The following is a 15,321-nucleotide window of genomic DNA, read 5'->3' as shown; positions in this document are numbered from 1 at the left end:
CTCTGACCTCCCCCGAGCGCTCCTCCAGCGCTCCCTTCGGCTCCCGCCCGCATGTCGGCCGGGAGCCCTTTTTTATCCCTTCGATGCCGCTTGCTCGGCAATGGTTGAAAGCACGCTGCGCACATCCAGCGTGCTGAACGGTTTTTCCAGGATCTGCGGCCGCTGCTGCGCCGGCAAGGCCTCGATTTCGGCCTTGGCGCCGATCAGGTCGCCGGTAACCAATACGAAACGCCGTGCCAACTCAGGCCTCTCGGCAAGCAGTTCGCGGTAGATGGCCATGCCTGATGTGCCGGGCATGCGCAGGTCCGAAAAAACGATGTCCGGCGGCATGTGGCCGCTCAAGGTGGCGGAGCCCGATTCCCAGACCGGCGCGATCCGCGACTTGATGCCCATCAACTCAAGAATGTCGGACAAGGAGCCCGCAACGTCAGGCTCGTCGTCGATGATCAGGGCATGACGCAGGCCGCTCGAGCGCGGCTGGGTTTCGCCGGCCGCGGCGTTCCCCGCCGAAATGGCCGGCAACTGGACAACGAAACGCGCGCCCCTGGGCTGCACTTCTTCGAACCAGACATTGCCATTGTGCCGTTCGATGATTGATTTCGAGATCGACAGGCCGATGCCGGTACCGACACCGACCGGCTTGGTGGTGAAATAGGATTCGAAGATGCGGTTGCGGATCGCTTCGGGAATGCCGGGTCCGTTGTCCTCGACCGAGAAGCCGGGATTGCCGCGATCGCTGAGGAAGGTCCGCACCTTGATCAGCCGGTCGCCGGCAATGCCGGCCAGTGCGTGCTGGCTGTTGATGAGGAAATTGGCAGCCACTTGCGTCACGTGGTCGGCGTCGGCCATGGCCAGCAATGGACCCGGCGCGAAATCGGTGTCGATGATGATGCCGCTCGAGCGTGCGCCATAGGCAGTCACCTCGAGCGCGGCGCGGATCACCTGGTTTAGATCGGTCTCGGCTTGCGCGGCCGGATGAAGCCGGACCATCGACAGGAAGCTCTTGACGATGCGGCCGCAGCGCTCGGCGGCGGCACGCACCTTCTCGGCACGGACCTTGGTCTGCGGATCGGTGGCGAATTCATGCAGCAGCGTCGATTGCGCGACCACCACCGCCAAGGGGTTGTTAAGCTCGTGCGAAACGCCCGCAAGCAGCGAGCCCATCGCCGCCATCTTCTCGTTCTGGTGCAGCTTCTCGCGCTGCCGGTTGATCTCTTCCTCGGCACGCAGCCTGTCGCGCAGGTCGCGGATCGAGCCGAAGATCAAGCGGCGGTCGGCGACCCGCATCTCGGTCGCCGTCAGCTCGATAGGAAACACCTCGCCGGCGGCGTTCTGCGTCACGGTCTCCAGCCGCTGGCCGACCATCGGCGCGCCGCGCCCGACATGTAGTCGGCGCCCGAGGAATAGCCCTTGCGGTAGTATTCCGGCACAACGGTGTCGAGCAGGTCCTTGCCGAGGATGTCGCTGCGTTGGAAGCCGAACATCTTTTCGGCGGCCGGATTGAATTCGATGATCGATCCGGCCTCGTCGATGACGATGATGGCGTCGAGCGAGGCCTGCAGCATGGTGCGCCGGATCACTTCGCTGGCATGGGCGTCGGAGGGCGAGTGTTCGATGGCGTCGCCGATGGCGAGCGCGATGATGTGCAGCGTTGCCTCTTCCTCGTCGGTCCACTCGCGCTCGTCGACGCAGTCATTGACGGCGAGCGTGCCCCACAGATGGCCGTGCGCGAAGACCGACACCGACAGGAACGACTTGATGTTCTGCTTTTCGAAATCGGTTCTCAGGAACCCTTCGAGGTCGCGGGTGTGCCCGGCGAAGATCTTACCCTGCCGTTCGTCCTCGGCCACCCGCTCCAGCAGCGGATCGGAGTTGACGATCGACTGCATGATGACGGTCGGTGACGCCAACTCTCCGCCGAAGTCGGGGTCGATCCAGTAGGCGGCAACCGACTGAGCAAAACCCTGGCCGGGCAGTTCGCGCAAGCGGAACAGAATGCCGCGCTGGCACTCCATGGCGCGACACAGGGTTTCCAGTATGCCTTCCATCTCGCGTTGCCAGTCGCCGGCTTCGCGCAGCCGGCGAACGACGCGCACGGCCGCCATCGCCGCGCCCTGCCTGAAACCCTGCATATCCGTGCTTGTCGCTTCGCCCGTCATTTTCAGCCGTTGTTCCAAGGTCATGCCAATCCTAATCCGATCGGCGAGCAACGGCTGCGAACCTGAACCCTGTGGGTCTGGCGCTCAGTTGCTGTCGCCGGTCGGCAGCGAGAAGATATAGCCTTCGCCACGCACCGTGCGCAGGAATTTCGGGTTGGCCGGGTCCGCCTCGATCTTCTTTCTCAGGCGCATGATGCGGATGTCGACGGCACGCGATGATTCCGGATCCTCGGTGAAGCCGATCGCTTCCGAGATCGCGGCGCGCGTCAAAAGCCGGTTGGCGCGGGTCAGGAAAACCTCCAGCACGTCGAACTCGCTCTTGGCCATTTCGATCACCGCGCCGTTGGCGCCAGTGACCAGCCTGCCGTCAAGATCGGCCTGGAACGGGCCGAAGGCAACGGAACGGCGGTCCGTCCTGGCTTTCCTGTCGAGCAACTCAGTCGGCTGCGGAACGCGGCGCAACACGCTGCGGACCCTCGCCAGCACTTCGCGCAGTTCGTATGGCTTGACGATATAGTCGTCGGCGCCGAGTTCCAGCCCGACGATGCGGTCGAGCGCGGTACCGGCGGCGGTCGCGTAGATGATGCCGATCGGCATTTTCGAGCGCAGCCAGCGGCCGAGCGACAGCCCGTCCTCGCCCGGCATGGCGATGTCGAGAATGGCCAGATGGAAGGCTTGTGTCTCGATCAGGCTGCGCGCGGCGGCCGCGGTTTCCGCGGTCGCCACATCATAACCGGCGGCGCCGAGATATTCGGCAACCGCGTCCCTCAGGTCGGGCTCGTCCTCGACGATAACAATTCTTGCCCGCACGATGCCCTCGCTGCCACTTTCAGTGGAAAGTAGATTGGGTATAAACATCATGTCCAGCACTCATATCCGGTTGCAAGGGAATGGTTGGAAAACATGGCAGCACGAGCCGTCATTGCGCTTGTTTCCGTCGCCGAAGTGGTGGCGACCGAACTCGCTGACCATCTCGAGCGGCGAGGCCATGACGTGCGCCAGGCGCGGCAGCCCTGGGAGGCGGAATCGCTGTTGGCGGGCAAAGGCATCGACGTCGTCGTCGTCGGCGACAGTCTCAGCCAGGCGGAGGGGCGGGATCTGCTCAGGCGTTATGGCGGCCAAGGCGAGGGCGGCGAGGCTGGGCCCGATTTCATCCTGATCTGCCGGCCGGCCGATCTCCTCGACAAGGTGCTGGCGCTGGAACTGGGTGCGGCCGACGTCGTCGAAAGCCCGCTCAATGTCAGGGAACTCGCCGCCCGCGTTGGCGGCCTGCTTTCGCGGCGCGGCAGGGGCACCCAGGAACTGATCGTGCTGGAGAACGCGACCGTCGATCTGAGATCGGCCATCGTCATGCACCGCTCTGGCACGGAGGAACAGCTCTCGCCCGGTCAGGTGGCGCTGCTCAGGCTGTTCCTGGCGAGCCCCCGCAAGGTGCTGACGCGTGACGACATCATCGCCGCCGCACCGGCCGAAAATGCCGACGCCTTCGATCGCTCGATCGATTCGCGCATCGTGCGGCTGCGCCGCAAGCTCGACACCGAGACCATCACCACCATACGTGGCGCCGGCTACCGGTTCGATCCGCCGCAGCAATTCTCCGACTGACGGCAGTGCGCTCGGGTTATCTTTCTGGCTGAGCATCGGATTTTCCATTCACCGATGCTCCTGCAGTTCAGCGTACCACCAGCAACGACGGACCCGATGGCATGTCGCTGCTCATGACGAGTTCGTTTGCGTGGGCGGCGCGGTCCTTGAGGAGCACGGTGGCAAGGGCGGCAAAGCCCAGCAGGCCCTGCGCATAAAGCAGTGCGGAAAGCACCGAGGCCGCGAATTTCGTTTTCATCGTTCCAACTCCCAGAAATCAAATTTGAAGCGGGTCGCTTCAGGAAACTCCCGAAGTGCCCGCGCCGCCCACGGAGCCCCCCGCAGCGGCGCGGGCCTTCGGTCCTCTCGGCAGCAAGTTGCCGGAGGGGCCGCGCAATGCCAGCAACCGAAGGCCAACCCGCCAGAGGGCCTTGAGCCGGGCGATGCGCCGGCTGGAAACAATCCAGACCGAGGCGGAAAACAGGGCGACGTGCAGGGTAGAGATCTCGCTCGAGGTCATCGCCGCCAGCCTTGCCACGGGACCGCCGGCAACTGTGCCGACGCTGCCGATGGCCACCGCCGCGATGCTGATCCTGAAGAGCCAGGACCGCGTGTTCGATTTCGTTCCCATGGTCGTTGCCGTCTGCTTTCGTTACGTCAACTTTCGTTCCGGCCCGTATCCGGATCATGCCGCCCGAAGCTGCGCTTTGTTGCCGATTGGTTTCGAGATCGACCCTGGATCTTTCATATAGAGGCAATTCGAACTTTCATTTCGTGGGGAATACCTATGTTCTGCTTCTTTTCTCCGGTTTGTGGGCGATGATCGCCCCCGCCCTGGCTGCTTGGTTTGTTAACCAGAGGAAACATAATCGAAACATAAACGAGCATTTCGCGAAATCTGTCCGAAACATGCCGCAGCGATAAGCCGCTCATCGAATTGGAGCCGGTCGGACCGGCAGAGAGAGGGGACATCATGCACACCACCATTTCCGCCAAGCTCATCAACATCACCGCCGCTGCGCTGACGGGTACAGCACTTCTGTTCGGCGCCAACGCGGCCCATGCCGCCAACAAGATCGTGGCGCGGGTCTCGCTTTCACAGCAGGTCATGGAAGTCTCGGTCGATGGCCGGCCGACCTTCGCCTGGAAGGTTTCGACCGGCGACCGGGCGCATGTGACGCCGACGGGCTCGTTCAAGCCGACGCGCATGCATGAGATGTGGTATTCGAAGAAGTACGACAACGCGCCGATGCCGCACTCGGTGTTCTTCAGCGGCGGCTACGCGGTGCACGCCACCTATGCGATCAAGCGGCTCGGCCAGCCGGCCTCGCATGGCTGCGTGCGGCTGCATCCCGACAATGCCGCCGATTTCTACCAGTTGGTCGAGACGTTCGGGCCGGCCAACACCAGCATCGTCATCGTCAAGTAGCAGGCTGAGGAGCGGGCCGGCTTACTGTCGTGCCCTATTCAAGGCTCCCGCTGGAAATTGTCCAGCGGTATCGAGCGCAGCCAAAAAAGAGGCCGGGAATTCCCCGGCCTCTTTTTTTCTCGGCTTCCGAGAGCTCTTTGTTTTGACGCAATTCCGGACGGAAAACCGCTTCACACTTTTCCTGGAATTGCTCTATCAGTCCGGCAATGCCGGCATCAGCTTCGGATCCGGCTTTTCCGCAAGATGCGGCAGGTCCTTGCTGGCGATGAAGGTGTAGAACATCGGCACGACGAACAGCGTGAACATGGTGCCGACCAGGATGCCGGTGAAGATGACCAAGCCCATCGAATAGCGGGCCGCCGCACCTGCGCCGCTCGACGTGATCAGCGGCACGACGCCAAGCGCCATAGCTGCCGTCGTCATCAGGATCGGCCGCAGGCGCACCTTGGCCGAGGCGATGATGGCATCACGCCGCCGCATGCCATGCGCTTCGCGCTGCTGGTTGGCGAATTCGACCAGCAGGATGCCGTGCTTGGTGATCAGGCCGATCAGCGTGATCAGACCGACCTGCGTGTAGATGTTGAGCGTGCCGAGGCCCAGATTGAGCGGCACGATCGCGCCGAAGATCGACAGCGGCACCGCCATCATGATGATCAGCGGGTCGCGGAAGCTTTCAAACTGCGCCGCCAGCACCAGGTAGATGACGATGATGGCCGCTCCGAAAGCGATCAGGATGGTGTTGCCCTGTTCCTTCTCCTGCCGGGACTGGCCGGAGTAGTCGATGAAGAAGGTGTCGGGCAGGCTCTCCCTGGCGATATTCTCGAGGACTTTCAAACCGTCGCCCGTGGTGACGCCGGGCAGCGGCAGTGCGGAGATCGTCGACGAATTCAGCTGGTTGAACTGTTCGATCGCTGCCGGCGACGCATTGTTCGAAATCTTCACCACGGCAGACAGCGGCACCATCTCGCCCGTCACGCTGCGCACAAAATATTCGCCGAGCCGTTCGGGGTTGTCGCGGAATTGCTGCGGCACCTGCGGGATGATGTCGTAGCTGTTGGAGTCGCGGTCGAACTGCGCCACTTCGGCGCCGCCGACCAGCAGCGTCAGCGTGCGACCGATATCGGCGATCGGCAGGTTGAGTGCGGCGGCGCGATCCCGATCGATGGTCACCGTCACCTGCGGCGAGTCATAAGACATCGAGTTCTGCACGACGATGAAGCGACCGGAGGCCTGCGCCTTGTTCTTGATCTGCTCGGCCGCCTTATATACTTCCGCGGAATCACCGGTCGAGCGTACCACCAAAGCGATCGGCAGACCGCCACCGGAGCCCGGCAGCGTCGGCGGTGCGAAGACGAAGGCCTGGACACCCGCCACCTTGGCGAGGCGGGCCGTAATGTCGGCCTGCAGCTCCTTCGAACTGCGCTTGCGCTCAGCCCAATCCTTGAAGGCAAAGCCGACGAAGGCGCTGTTTGTCGTGCCACCGAAGGCGACCGCCGAGAACTGCGCCCGCGTTTCGGGAATATCCCTCACCAGGCCGAGCATCTGGTTCACATAGGTTTCGGTATAGTCCGATGTCGCATAGGTCGGCGCGGTCACAATCGAGAGCAGGAAGCCCTGATCCTCTTCCGGCGCCAGCTCGCTCGAAGTCTTGGTGAACATGAAGCCGGTTACGCCGACCAGCGCGAGCACGATGATCAGCGTCAAAGGACGGTAGTTCAGCGAGCCGGTGACGGCCCGCTCATAGACATGCTCGACCCGCGCGAAAATGCCATCGACAATGCGCTGGAAACGGCCGGGCGTGCCGGCCTTCAGGAGGCGCGCCGACATCATCGGGGTGATGGTGACGGCGATGACGCCCGACAGCACGACCGAGCCGGCGAGCGTGACCGCGAATTCGCGGAACAGCGCGCCAGTCAGGCCGCCGGTGAAGGCCAGCGGCGCGAACACGGCGGCCAGCGTCATGGTCATGGCGACAATGGCAGAAGCGATTTCTCGCATGCCGCTGAACGCTGCCTGCATCGGCGACATGTGGTCTTCTTCCATGTGGCGGTGGATATTCTCCACCACCACGATGGCGTCATCGACGACAAGGCCGATCGCCAGCACCATGGCCAGCAACGACAGAAGGTTGATCGAATAGCCCACCGCAAACAACAGGAAGCAGACGCCTATCAGCGACAGCGGGATGGTGACGATCGGCATCATCACCGAGCGGAACGAGCCAAGGAACAACAGGATGACCACGACGACGATGGCAACAGCCTCGGCGATGGTCTTGAAGACCTCGTCGATCGAGGCGCTGATCTGCCCGGTCGCGTCGTAGACGACCTCGATCGTCATGCCTTTCGGCAGCGTTTCCTGAATCTGCGGCACGAGCTTGGTGAGCGCTGCCGCGGGGGTCAGCGGGTTGGCCGCCGGGGTCGGGAAGATAGCGAGGAAGGTGCCGGGCTTGCCGTTGAAGGAGACCCTGGTGTCGGTGTTCTCCGCGCCGAGTTCGACGCGGGCCACGTCGCGCAGCCGCACCACATTGCCGTCGGTCGAGCGCAAAGGCAGTTCGGCGAAGGCTTCCGGTGTCTGCAGCGTCGAGCGCACGGTGATCGACGAGACGACATATTCGTTCTGGGTGTTGCCGGGCGCCGACAGGAAGTTGGAATTGTTGATTGCCGCCAGCACTTCCGCCGCCGTCACGCCGCGCGCGGCAAGCCTGATCGGGTCGATCCAGACGCGCATCGAGTATTGCTGGGCACCGAAGATCTGGACGTCGGCGACACCTTCGACCGTCGACATGCGGGGCCTGATGACGCGCTCGATATACTCCGTGAGCTGCTCCTTCGTCATGTTCGGATTCTGCATCGAGATGTACATCATCGCGAACTGCTGGCCGGTGCCCTTGACGATAACCGGATCCTTGGAGGCGTCCGGCAAGGTGCCGCGCACGCCCTGGACTTTGGACAGCACTTCGGTCAGCGCCACGTCGGGGTTGGAGCCGAGCTTCATCTGCACCGTCACGGTGCTGGAGGACGGCCGGCTGGACGAAGTGACGTAGTCGATGTTCTCGGTCGAGGCGACGGCCCGCGCGATCGGGGCGGAAATGAAGCCCTGGATCAGGTCGGCGCTGGCGCCCGGATAGGCCGTCGTGATGGTGATCGCGGTCTCGTCAACCTTCGGATATTGCCGGATCGACAGGTTGAAGATGCCCTGAAAACCCAAGAGCAGGATCATGCAGGCAAGGACCGTCGACAGGACGGGCCGGCGAATGAAGAGATCGGAAAAGCTCATTGCTGGTCGGCCTGCTTGTTCGCCGATTTGGTCGGATCGATGGTGTTGTCGACGTTGACGGACATGCCGTTGAACAGGCGGTTCTGACCCGCGGTGACGACCTCTTCGCCAGCCTTCAGCCCTTCGACGATCTCGACCATGCCTTGATTGCGGCGGCCGGGCTTGACGAAGACCTGCGACAGCACCAGCGCGGGCTTATCGCCTTCCGTCGCCGGCTTGGCCGGGTCGGCAGCCGGCTTGGTGGCATCGGAAGCGGCCTTGTCCGCTGGCTTTGCAGCATCGGCGGCCGGTTTCGTGGCATCAGCCGCCGGCTTCATGGCATCAGCCGCCGGTTTCATCGCGTCCGCCGGCTTGGCGTCGGCCGGTTTGTCGGTGGCCGTGGCGGCTGCTTTTTCTTCTGGCTTGGCCGGGGCGGCCTCGGCGGGCTTGGCCGGCTGCACCACGAAGATATAGTCACCATAGAGGCTGGTGGTCAGCGCCGTCTGCGGCAGCGACAGCACGTTCTGCTCCTCGGGCAGTTCGACACGCACCTGCACGAACTGGCCAGGGGTCAGTTTGCCATCGGGATTGGCGACTTCCGCCCTGATGTTCACCAGCCGGCTGGACGGGTCGATCTTGGGGTCGATGCCGCGAATGGCGCCGGCAAATGGCATGTCCGCGCCGCTGAGGCCCAGCCGAACCGTCTGACCGATCTTGAGCAGCGGCAGCTGCTGTTCGGGAACCGAGAAGTCGACGCGCATCGTGTCGAGATCCTGCAGCGTCACCACCGCGGTGCCGGGCGACAGATATTGGCCGAGGTCGATCTTCGGGATGCCAACCGTGCCGGCGAAAGGCGCCGTCAGCTGCTTCTGATCGAGCACGGCCTGCAGCCTGGTGACCTGGGATGCCGAAGCGGACGCCGCCGCACGCGCACTGTCCAGTGTCGAGTCGGAGCCGACACCGCGCCTGGTCAGTTCGATGGCGCGGGTCAGTGACACCTGATCGAGCGCGGCCTGCGCCTTCTGTGCGTCGAGATCGGCGCGCTCGACGGCATCGTCGAGCTGCAGCAGCACCGCGTTGGCCGCCACTTTCTCGTTGGCATGGAAGGGGATTTCCTTGACGATGCCGGCTGTCTCAACCGTCAGGTCAACACCGCGCACGGCTCGCACTGTACCGATCGCCTCGACGCCAGGGGTCCAGCTCGACGGCTTGGCGATGGTCGTCGACACGGTCGCCGCCGGCGGCTTCATCGTGGCGAAATACTGCTTGATGCCATTGTCGCGCAGGAAGTTGAAGCCGACGATGCCGCCGACCACGATGACGAGCACGGCCAGGACCAAAATAATGATAAAGATACGGAGTATGCGCTTGAACAAGGAAGTCCCCTCAGTCGAAATCCGGCGCGAAGCTCGGACATCGGGACACATATCGACTGCGGGTCCCGATTTCAAATAATGGCGGCTTTACTGTACCGTCTGGACGGTCTTGTCAATTGGGCCTAAGCTTGCGAAGGGAGGCGCCATGAGAGCCCAACGTCCGAATTCGCGCGAGAAAATTCTCGCCGCAGCGGCTGATGTCGCCCGGGAATCCGGGCCCGGCAGCCTGTCGCTGGAAGCGGTGGCCAGCCGCGCCGGTGTGTCGAAGGGCGGGCTGCTCTACAATTTCCCGACCAAGGCCAAATTGATGCAGGGTCTGGTCGAGGGCTATCTGCGCGATTTCGAGCAAGCGCTGGAATCCGCCAACAGCAGCGACGATGGCAAAAATCCGCTCGCCGTCTACATCAAACTGTCGGCCAATGATTGCGAGGAAAAGCAGCCCTCGGCGTCCTGGATCTTTTCGGCGATTGCCGAGGATCCCGATTTCATGACGCCGATAAAGACGTTCAAGCGACAGCTTTTCGAACGGCTGAAAGGCGACACGAAAGACCTCAAATCGCTGCTGGTCTGTTATCTCGCCATCGAGGGGCTGCGCAGCATGAACCTCTTCGATTCCGAGGTGATGTCGAAGGACGAGCGCGAGCTGCTGGTCTCGTCCCTGCTGGAGATCGCCAAATAGGCGGCGCCAAGAATGACCGTTGTTGCGGGCATTCAACCCGCGGCGCGCTCGATATCCCGGCGCAGGACGATCGCGGTTGTCAGGTCCTCGACGCCGCCGAGCGTGGCAATGAGGTCGCGCACCGTGTTGAGCCTGTCGATCGACGGCACCTCGACCTCGACGATGAGATCGAGCTGGCCGCTCACCGACGACACGCGCCGGACCTCCGGATAGCGCGCCAACTGGTCGAGAATGCCGATTGACGGCGTGCGGATCAGCGTGACCAGCAAGAAAGCGCAGACCAGTCCGGCGTCCATCTGACCAATATCGGCCCGGTAACCTCTGATGACGCCGCTCTTTTCCAACGAAGCCACCCGCTCGCTCGTCGCGCTGCGCGACAGGCCGATGCGACCGGCAAGCGTCTTCAGCGGGATGCGGGCTTCCTTCGACAGAATGGCGAGGATGTCACGGTCCTTGGCGTCCAGTTCTCTCATGACGTCACGCTCCAAGCGGTTCCGTTAATGTGCCGGTCAATGCAGTCATTGTGCTGGCGCAACCGACGCTTTGCCGGATGCCCGATTTTTTGACCCATGCCAAGCTCGGACAAAGCAGATCTGGAATCCCGATGACCAACGTTTCACACCCAGCGCCTCAAGTCTCGCAGAACGAGGCGGTTGATATCGCAACGCGGCACTTCGGGATTTCCGGCAGCGTCGCCCCGCTCGACAGCGAGCGCGACCGGAATTTCAAGCTGACCGCCCCCGACCATTCGCTGTGGATCCTGAAAATCGTCAACGCCAGCGAGCCGCTCGTCGAGAGCGAATTCCAGACGGCATTGTTCGATCACCTCGCGCGCAACAGCCCGGATATGGCCGTGCCGCGTCTGAGGAAGACGGTGCAGGGCGCTTCGCTCGCCCATGCCAAGGGGCCTGGCGGCGAGGATCATGCCGTGCGCCTTGTGTCGTGGCTGCCCGGCCGACCGCTGGCCGAGAGCCCGACCACGCCGGCGCTGCTCGAAAGCCTGGGCGGCGCGCTCGGCCGGCTGGATCGAGCCCTGCAGGGCTTCATTCATCCCGGCGCACTGCGGTCATTCGATTGGGACATTCGCCAGGCAGGTGCCGCGCGGCAACGCCTCCACCACATTGATGACGAACAGGACCGCGCTTTGCTGGAGCGGTTCCTCGATCATTTCGATGCCGTGGTGGCCCCCCGGCTGCCGTCCTTGCGGGCACAGGTGATCCACAACGACGCCAATGACTGGAATGTGCTCGTCGATCCCGGAAGGCCCAAGCATGTCGCCGGGCTGATCGATTTCGGTGACGCCTTGCACAGTGTGCTGATCGCCGAGGTTGCCGTCGCTTGCGCCTATGCCATCCTCGATGCCGGGGATCCGATCGGCGCCGCCGCACGGTTGGCCGCCGGCTTCCATGCGGAATATCCGTTGCGGGAGGAAGAGCTCGACCTGATCTTCGATCTCATCGCGATGCGCCTCGTCACCTCCGTGACGCTGTCGGCCGCGCGCAGGGACCGTACCGCCGACAACCCGTATCTGTCGATCTCGGAGGCGCCGGCCTGGCGATTGCTGCGTCGCCTGGACAGGATGAACCGGCGCTTCGCGACGGCAATCCTGCGCCATGCCTGCGGCTTCGAAGCCGTTCCCGATGCACGCGCCGTGACAGGCTGGATCGCGGCAAACCGCGCACGGTTCGCGCCAATCCTCGACCGTCATCCGGCGACGCTTGCCAAGGCGCTGGTGCCTTACGGCGATCCGCACAATCCGATGACGGTGACATCGGCCGCGCAGCAGCCCGAAAAGGCCACCGCCTGGTGGGACGCCTATTGCGCCGAGCATGGCATTGGACTCGGCATCGGCCCATGGGGCGAAGCGCGCACGGTCTACACCAGCGACATCTTCCAGTCGCGTTTCGTCGAAGGCGCGCGGCGCGCCAATCATCTCGGCCTCGATCTTTTCATGCCGGCGGGGACGCGGCTTTACACACCGCTGGCCGCCACCGTCAGAAGCGTCGAGATCGAGGGGGATCCGCTCGGCTATGGCTGCCTGGTGGCGCTGGAGCATAGACCGCAGGGCTGTCCGCCCTTCGTGACTTTGTGGGGACATATGGCGCATGAGGCCGGGCGTCGGCTGAAGGCCGGCGATTATTTGGAGGCTGGCGCGCTTGTCGGCGAGATGGGCACACCAGTCGAGAACGGCGGCTGGGCGCCGCATCTGCATTTTCAGATATCGACGGATACCAGCCTTGCCGCCCGCGACATTCTTGGGGTCGGCGAGGAACGTTATCTCGCCGTGTGGAAGGAACTGTTTCCGGATGCCGCCGATCTCGCCGGCATTCCGCCCGAGACCTTCCGCCAAAGCGGCCGTTCCCGCCCTGAAATTGTCGCCGCGCGCAAGGCGTCGCTGCTGCCCAATCTCTCCATTTCCTACTCCGAGCCGATCAAGTTCGTGCGTGGCGAGGGCGTCTGGCTGATCGACGATCGCGGCCGCGCCTATCTCGACTGCTTCAACAATGTCTGCCATCTCGGCCATGCCCATCCCGACGTCGTCGAGGCGATCGCCAGACAAGCGGCCAAGCTCAACACCAACACGCGCTATCTGCACGACGCGATCGTCACCTATGCGGAGCGGCTGACGGCGACGCTGCCTGCCGGCCTGTCGGTGGCGTCCTTCGCCTGCTCGGGCAGTGAGGCCAACAGCCTGATGCTGCGCATGGCACGGACCCATACCGGCCGCAGCGAGGCAATCGTGCTCGACTGGGCCTATCACGGCACGACGCAGGAGCTGATCGATCTCAGCCCTTACAAATACAAGCGCAAGGGCGGCAAGGGGCGCCCGGCGCATGTGTTCGAGGCGACCATTCCCGACAGCTACCATGCTCCGGCCGAATGGCCGGTCGACGAACATGCAAAACGGTTCGCCGAAAGCGTCGCCGAGCAGATCGCCGATATGGCCAGACAAGGCCGCGCGCCCGGTCTGTTCCTGGCGGAATCGATCCCCAGCGTCGCCGGCCAGGTGTTCCTGCCGGAGGGCTATCTCGCGGAAGTCTACGCCATGGTGCGCGCCGCCGGCGGCATTTGCGCGGCTGACGAGGTGCAGGTCGGTTTTGGCCGTGTCGGCAGCCATTGGTGGGCTTTCGAAACCCAGGAGGTGACGCCTGACATCGTCACCATGGGCAAGCCTATCGGCAACGGCCATCCGATGGCGGCCGTGGTGACGACATCAGAGATCGCGGCCTCGTTCGACAACGGCATGGAGTATTTCAACACGTTCGGCGGCAATCCAGTGTCCTGCGCCGCCGGGCTCGCGGTTCTCGATGTCATCGAGCGCGATGGGCTCAGACGCAATGCGCTGGAGATCGGCAGCTATCTCATGGCGCGCTTCAAGGCTTTGCAGGACCGCTACGACATCATCGGCGATGTGCGCGGCCAGGGCCTCTTCCTCGGTATCGAACTGGTCGAGGACCGCAAGAGCAAGGCGCCGGCGACCGCACTTGCCCGCCGCATCAATGACGGGGTGAGGGCACGCGGCGTGCTGATCGGCACCGAGGGGCCGCATGACAATGTGCTGAAGATGCGCCCGCCAATGATCTTCAGCCGGGCCAATGCCGATCATCTGGTCGGCGTTCTCGACGAGACGCTGGCGGCGGTTCTGGCGGAAGGGGCTTAGGACATATCTGCGCACCGCCCTGGCGGTGCGTGAGCAGAATTCAGGAGCAACGATTTTTTTGGGAACGTCCGGCGCGTCACGCGCCGGCGGCAGGAGAGGCTTTGCCTCATCAAGGGAGGAAACCATGAGACATGCATTGATCACCGCGCTCGCACTCGCGTCGGCCACAACGGCCTTGCCGGCGAAAGCGGACACATTCGACATCGTCAAGCAGAGGGGTTCGATCATCTGCGGCGTCAGCCAGGGCGTCGCGGGCTTTTCGGCGCCCGACGACCAGGGCAAATGGAGCGGCTTCGACATTGATTTCTGCCGCGCGATTTCTGCCGCCGTCTTCGGCGACCCCGACAAGGTGAGCTATGTGCCGCTGTCGACCAAGGAGCGCTTCACCGCGCTGCAGGCCGGCACCGTCGACATCCTGTCGCGGCAGTCGACCTGGACCCTGTCGCGCGACACCGGCATGGGCATCCACTTCGTCGGCGCCGCCTATTATGACGGCCAGGGTTTCATGGTGCGTAAGGAGCTAGGTGTCGACAGCGCTCTGAAGTTATCTGGCGCTACGGTCTGCGCCGAGCAGGGCACGACGACCGAGCAGAACGTTGCCGACTATTTCACCGCTCACAACATGAAATACGAGGCGGTGGTCATCGATTCCGCCGACAGCATCATCAAGGCGTTCGACAGCGGCCGTTGCGACGTCTACACCACCGACGCCTCGGCGCTCTATGCGCAGCGCCTGAAGCTGACCGATCCTGCCGCCTTCACGGTGCTGCCGGAAATCATCTCGAAGGAGCCGCTCGGCCCGGCCGTTCGCAAGAGCGACGACAAGTGGTTCGACATCGTGCGCTGGACGCTGTTCTCGCTGATCGAGGCGGAAGAGGAAGGCATCACCCAGGCCAATGCGGAAGCCTCGCTGAAATCGCAAAATCCGACGATCCGCCGGTTCCTTGGTGTCGAGGGCGACAATGGCAAGCAGATCGGGCTCGACCCTGCCTTTGCCTACAACATCGTTGCCAAGGTCGGCAATTATGGCGAGATGTTCGAGCGCAATCTCGGCCAGTCCAGCCAGCTGAAAATCGCCCGCGGCATCAACGCGCTGTGGAACGCCGGCGGCCTGATGTACGCACCGCCGGCGCGCTGACATCCAAAGTCCAAGCCGCGCATGTCTTCAGGCGTGT

General features: G+C 63.4%; 11 protein-coding genes and 1 pseudogene. 6 read left to right on the top strand and 6 right to left on the bottom strand.

Annotated elements, in window-relative coordinates:
• Positions 1 to 72 precede the first annotated feature (72 nt).
• Both HB778_RS10685 and HB778_RS10680 read right to left on the bottom strand, forming a co-directional pair.
• Positions 73 to 2,159: pseudogene (locus HB778_RS10685) on the bottom strand (PAS domain S-box protein).
• 84 nt (positions 2,160 to 2,243) lie between these two features.
• Positions 2,244 to 3,017 carry a response regulator gene (locus tag HB778_RS10680; RefSeq protein WP_183465055.1) on the bottom strand — a complete coding sequence of 258 codons (774 nt, stop codon included), beginning with the start codon at positions 3,015 to 3,017 and terminating at the stop codon, positions 2,244 to 2,246.
• Between the two features lie 45 nt (positions 3,018 to 3,062).
• Here HB778_RS10680 and HB778_RS10675 point away from each other — a divergent pair, with 45 nt between their 5' ends.
• A complete protein-coding gene (locus tag HB778_RS10675; protein ID WP_183463681.1) occupies positions 3,063 to 3,764 on the top strand; it encodes a response regulator transcription factor in 702 nt (233 codons plus the stop codon).
• 67 nt (positions 3,765 to 3,831) lie between these two features.
• On the opposite strand, the gene HB778_RS10670 is transcribed toward HB778_RS10675, so the two are convergent.
• Positions 3,832 to 4,002, bottom strand: coding sequence for a hypothetical protein (locus tag HB778_RS10670; protein WP_183463679.1), 171 nt, complete (start codon positions 4,000 to 4,002; stop codon positions 3,832 to 3,834).
• Positions 4,003 to 4,057: 55 nt separating this feature from the next.
• Here HB778_RS10670 and HB778_RS10665 point away from each other — a divergent pair, with 55 nt between their 5' ends.
• Together HB778_RS10665 and HB778_RS10660 are read left to right on the top strand one after the other, a co-directional pair.
• On the top strand, positions 4,058 to 4,495 hold the full coding sequence (locus HB778_RS10665; protein ID WP_183463677.1) for a hypothetical protein: 438 nt from the start codon (positions 4,058 to 4,060) through the stop codon (positions 4,493 to 4,495).
• 221 nt (positions 4,496 to 4,716) lie between these two features.
• Complete coding sequence (locus HB778_RS10660; protein WP_183463675.1) at positions 4,717 to 5,172, top strand: L,D-transpeptidase; 456 nt, start codon at positions 4,717 to 4,719, stop codon at positions 5,170 to 5,172.
• Positions 5,173 to 5,367: 195 nt separating this feature from the next.
• On the opposite strand, the gene HB778_RS10655 is transcribed toward HB778_RS10660, so the two are convergent.
• Both HB778_RS10655 and HB778_RS10650 read right to left on the bottom strand, forming a co-directional pair.
• Positions 5,368 to 8,451 carry an efflux RND transporter permease subunit gene (locus HB778_RS10655; protein ID WP_183463673.1) on the bottom strand — a complete coding sequence of 1,028 codons (3,084 nt, stop codon included), beginning with the start codon at positions 8,449 to 8,451 and terminating at the stop codon, positions 5,368 to 5,370.
• Positions 8,448 to 9,806 carry an efflux RND transporter periplasmic adaptor subunit gene (locus HB778_RS10650; RefSeq protein WP_183463671.1) on the bottom strand — a complete coding sequence of 453 codons (1,359 nt, stop codon included), beginning with the start codon at positions 9,804 to 9,806 and terminating at the stop codon, positions 8,448 to 8,450. The genes HB778_RS10655 and HB778_RS10650 overlap by 4 nt, the downstream gene beginning before the upstream one ends.
• A gap of 145 nt (positions 9,807 to 9,951) precedes the next feature.
• Between HB778_RS10650 and HB778_RS10645 the strand changes: the two genes are divergently transcribed.
• The gene (locus tag HB778_RS10645) at positions 9,952 to 10,485 is read left to right on the top strand and encodes a TetR/AcrR family transcriptional regulator (protein WP_183463669.1); all 534 of its coding nucleotides are present in this window, start codon (positions 9,952 to 9,954) and stop codon (positions 10,483 to 10,485) included.
• Positions 10,486 to 10,517: 32 nt separating this feature from the next.
• Here the strand turns inward: HB778_RS10645 and HB778_RS10640 are convergent, their stop codons facing one another.
• Positions 10,518 to 10,958 (bottom strand): Lrp/AsnC family transcriptional regulator, encoded by a 441-nt coding sequence (locus HB778_RS10640; RefSeq protein WP_183463668.1) that lies wholly within the window; start codon positions 10,956 to 10,958, stop codon positions 10,518 to 10,520.
• Between the two features lie 131 nt (positions 10,959 to 11,089).
• Here HB778_RS10640 and HB778_RS10635 point away from each other — a divergent pair, with 131 nt between their 5' ends.
• Complete coding sequence (locus HB778_RS10635; protein WP_183463666.1) at positions 11,090 to 14,146, top strand: aminotransferase class III-fold pyridoxal phosphate-dependent enzyme; 3,057 nt, start codon at positions 11,090 to 11,092, stop codon at positions 14,144 to 14,146.
• A 124-nt stretch (positions 14,147 to 14,270) separates the two neighbouring features.
• Complete coding sequence (locus tag HB778_RS10630; protein WP_183463664.1) at positions 14,271 to 15,284, top strand: amino acid ABC transporter substrate-binding protein; 1,014 nt, start codon at positions 14,271 to 14,273, stop codon at positions 15,282 to 15,284.
• Positions 15,285 to 15,321: the final 37 nt, after the last annotated feature.

Source organism: Mesorhizobium huakuii, assembly GCF_014189455.1.
In the GTDB taxonomy this organism is placed as follows: Bacteria; Pseudomonadota; Alphaproteobacteria; order Rhizobiales; family Rhizobiaceae; genus Mesorhizobium; species Mesorhizobium huakuii_A.
The sequence above is the reverse complement of the archived record's forward strand: the minus strand, read 5'-3'. Positions and strand labels throughout refer to the sequence as shown.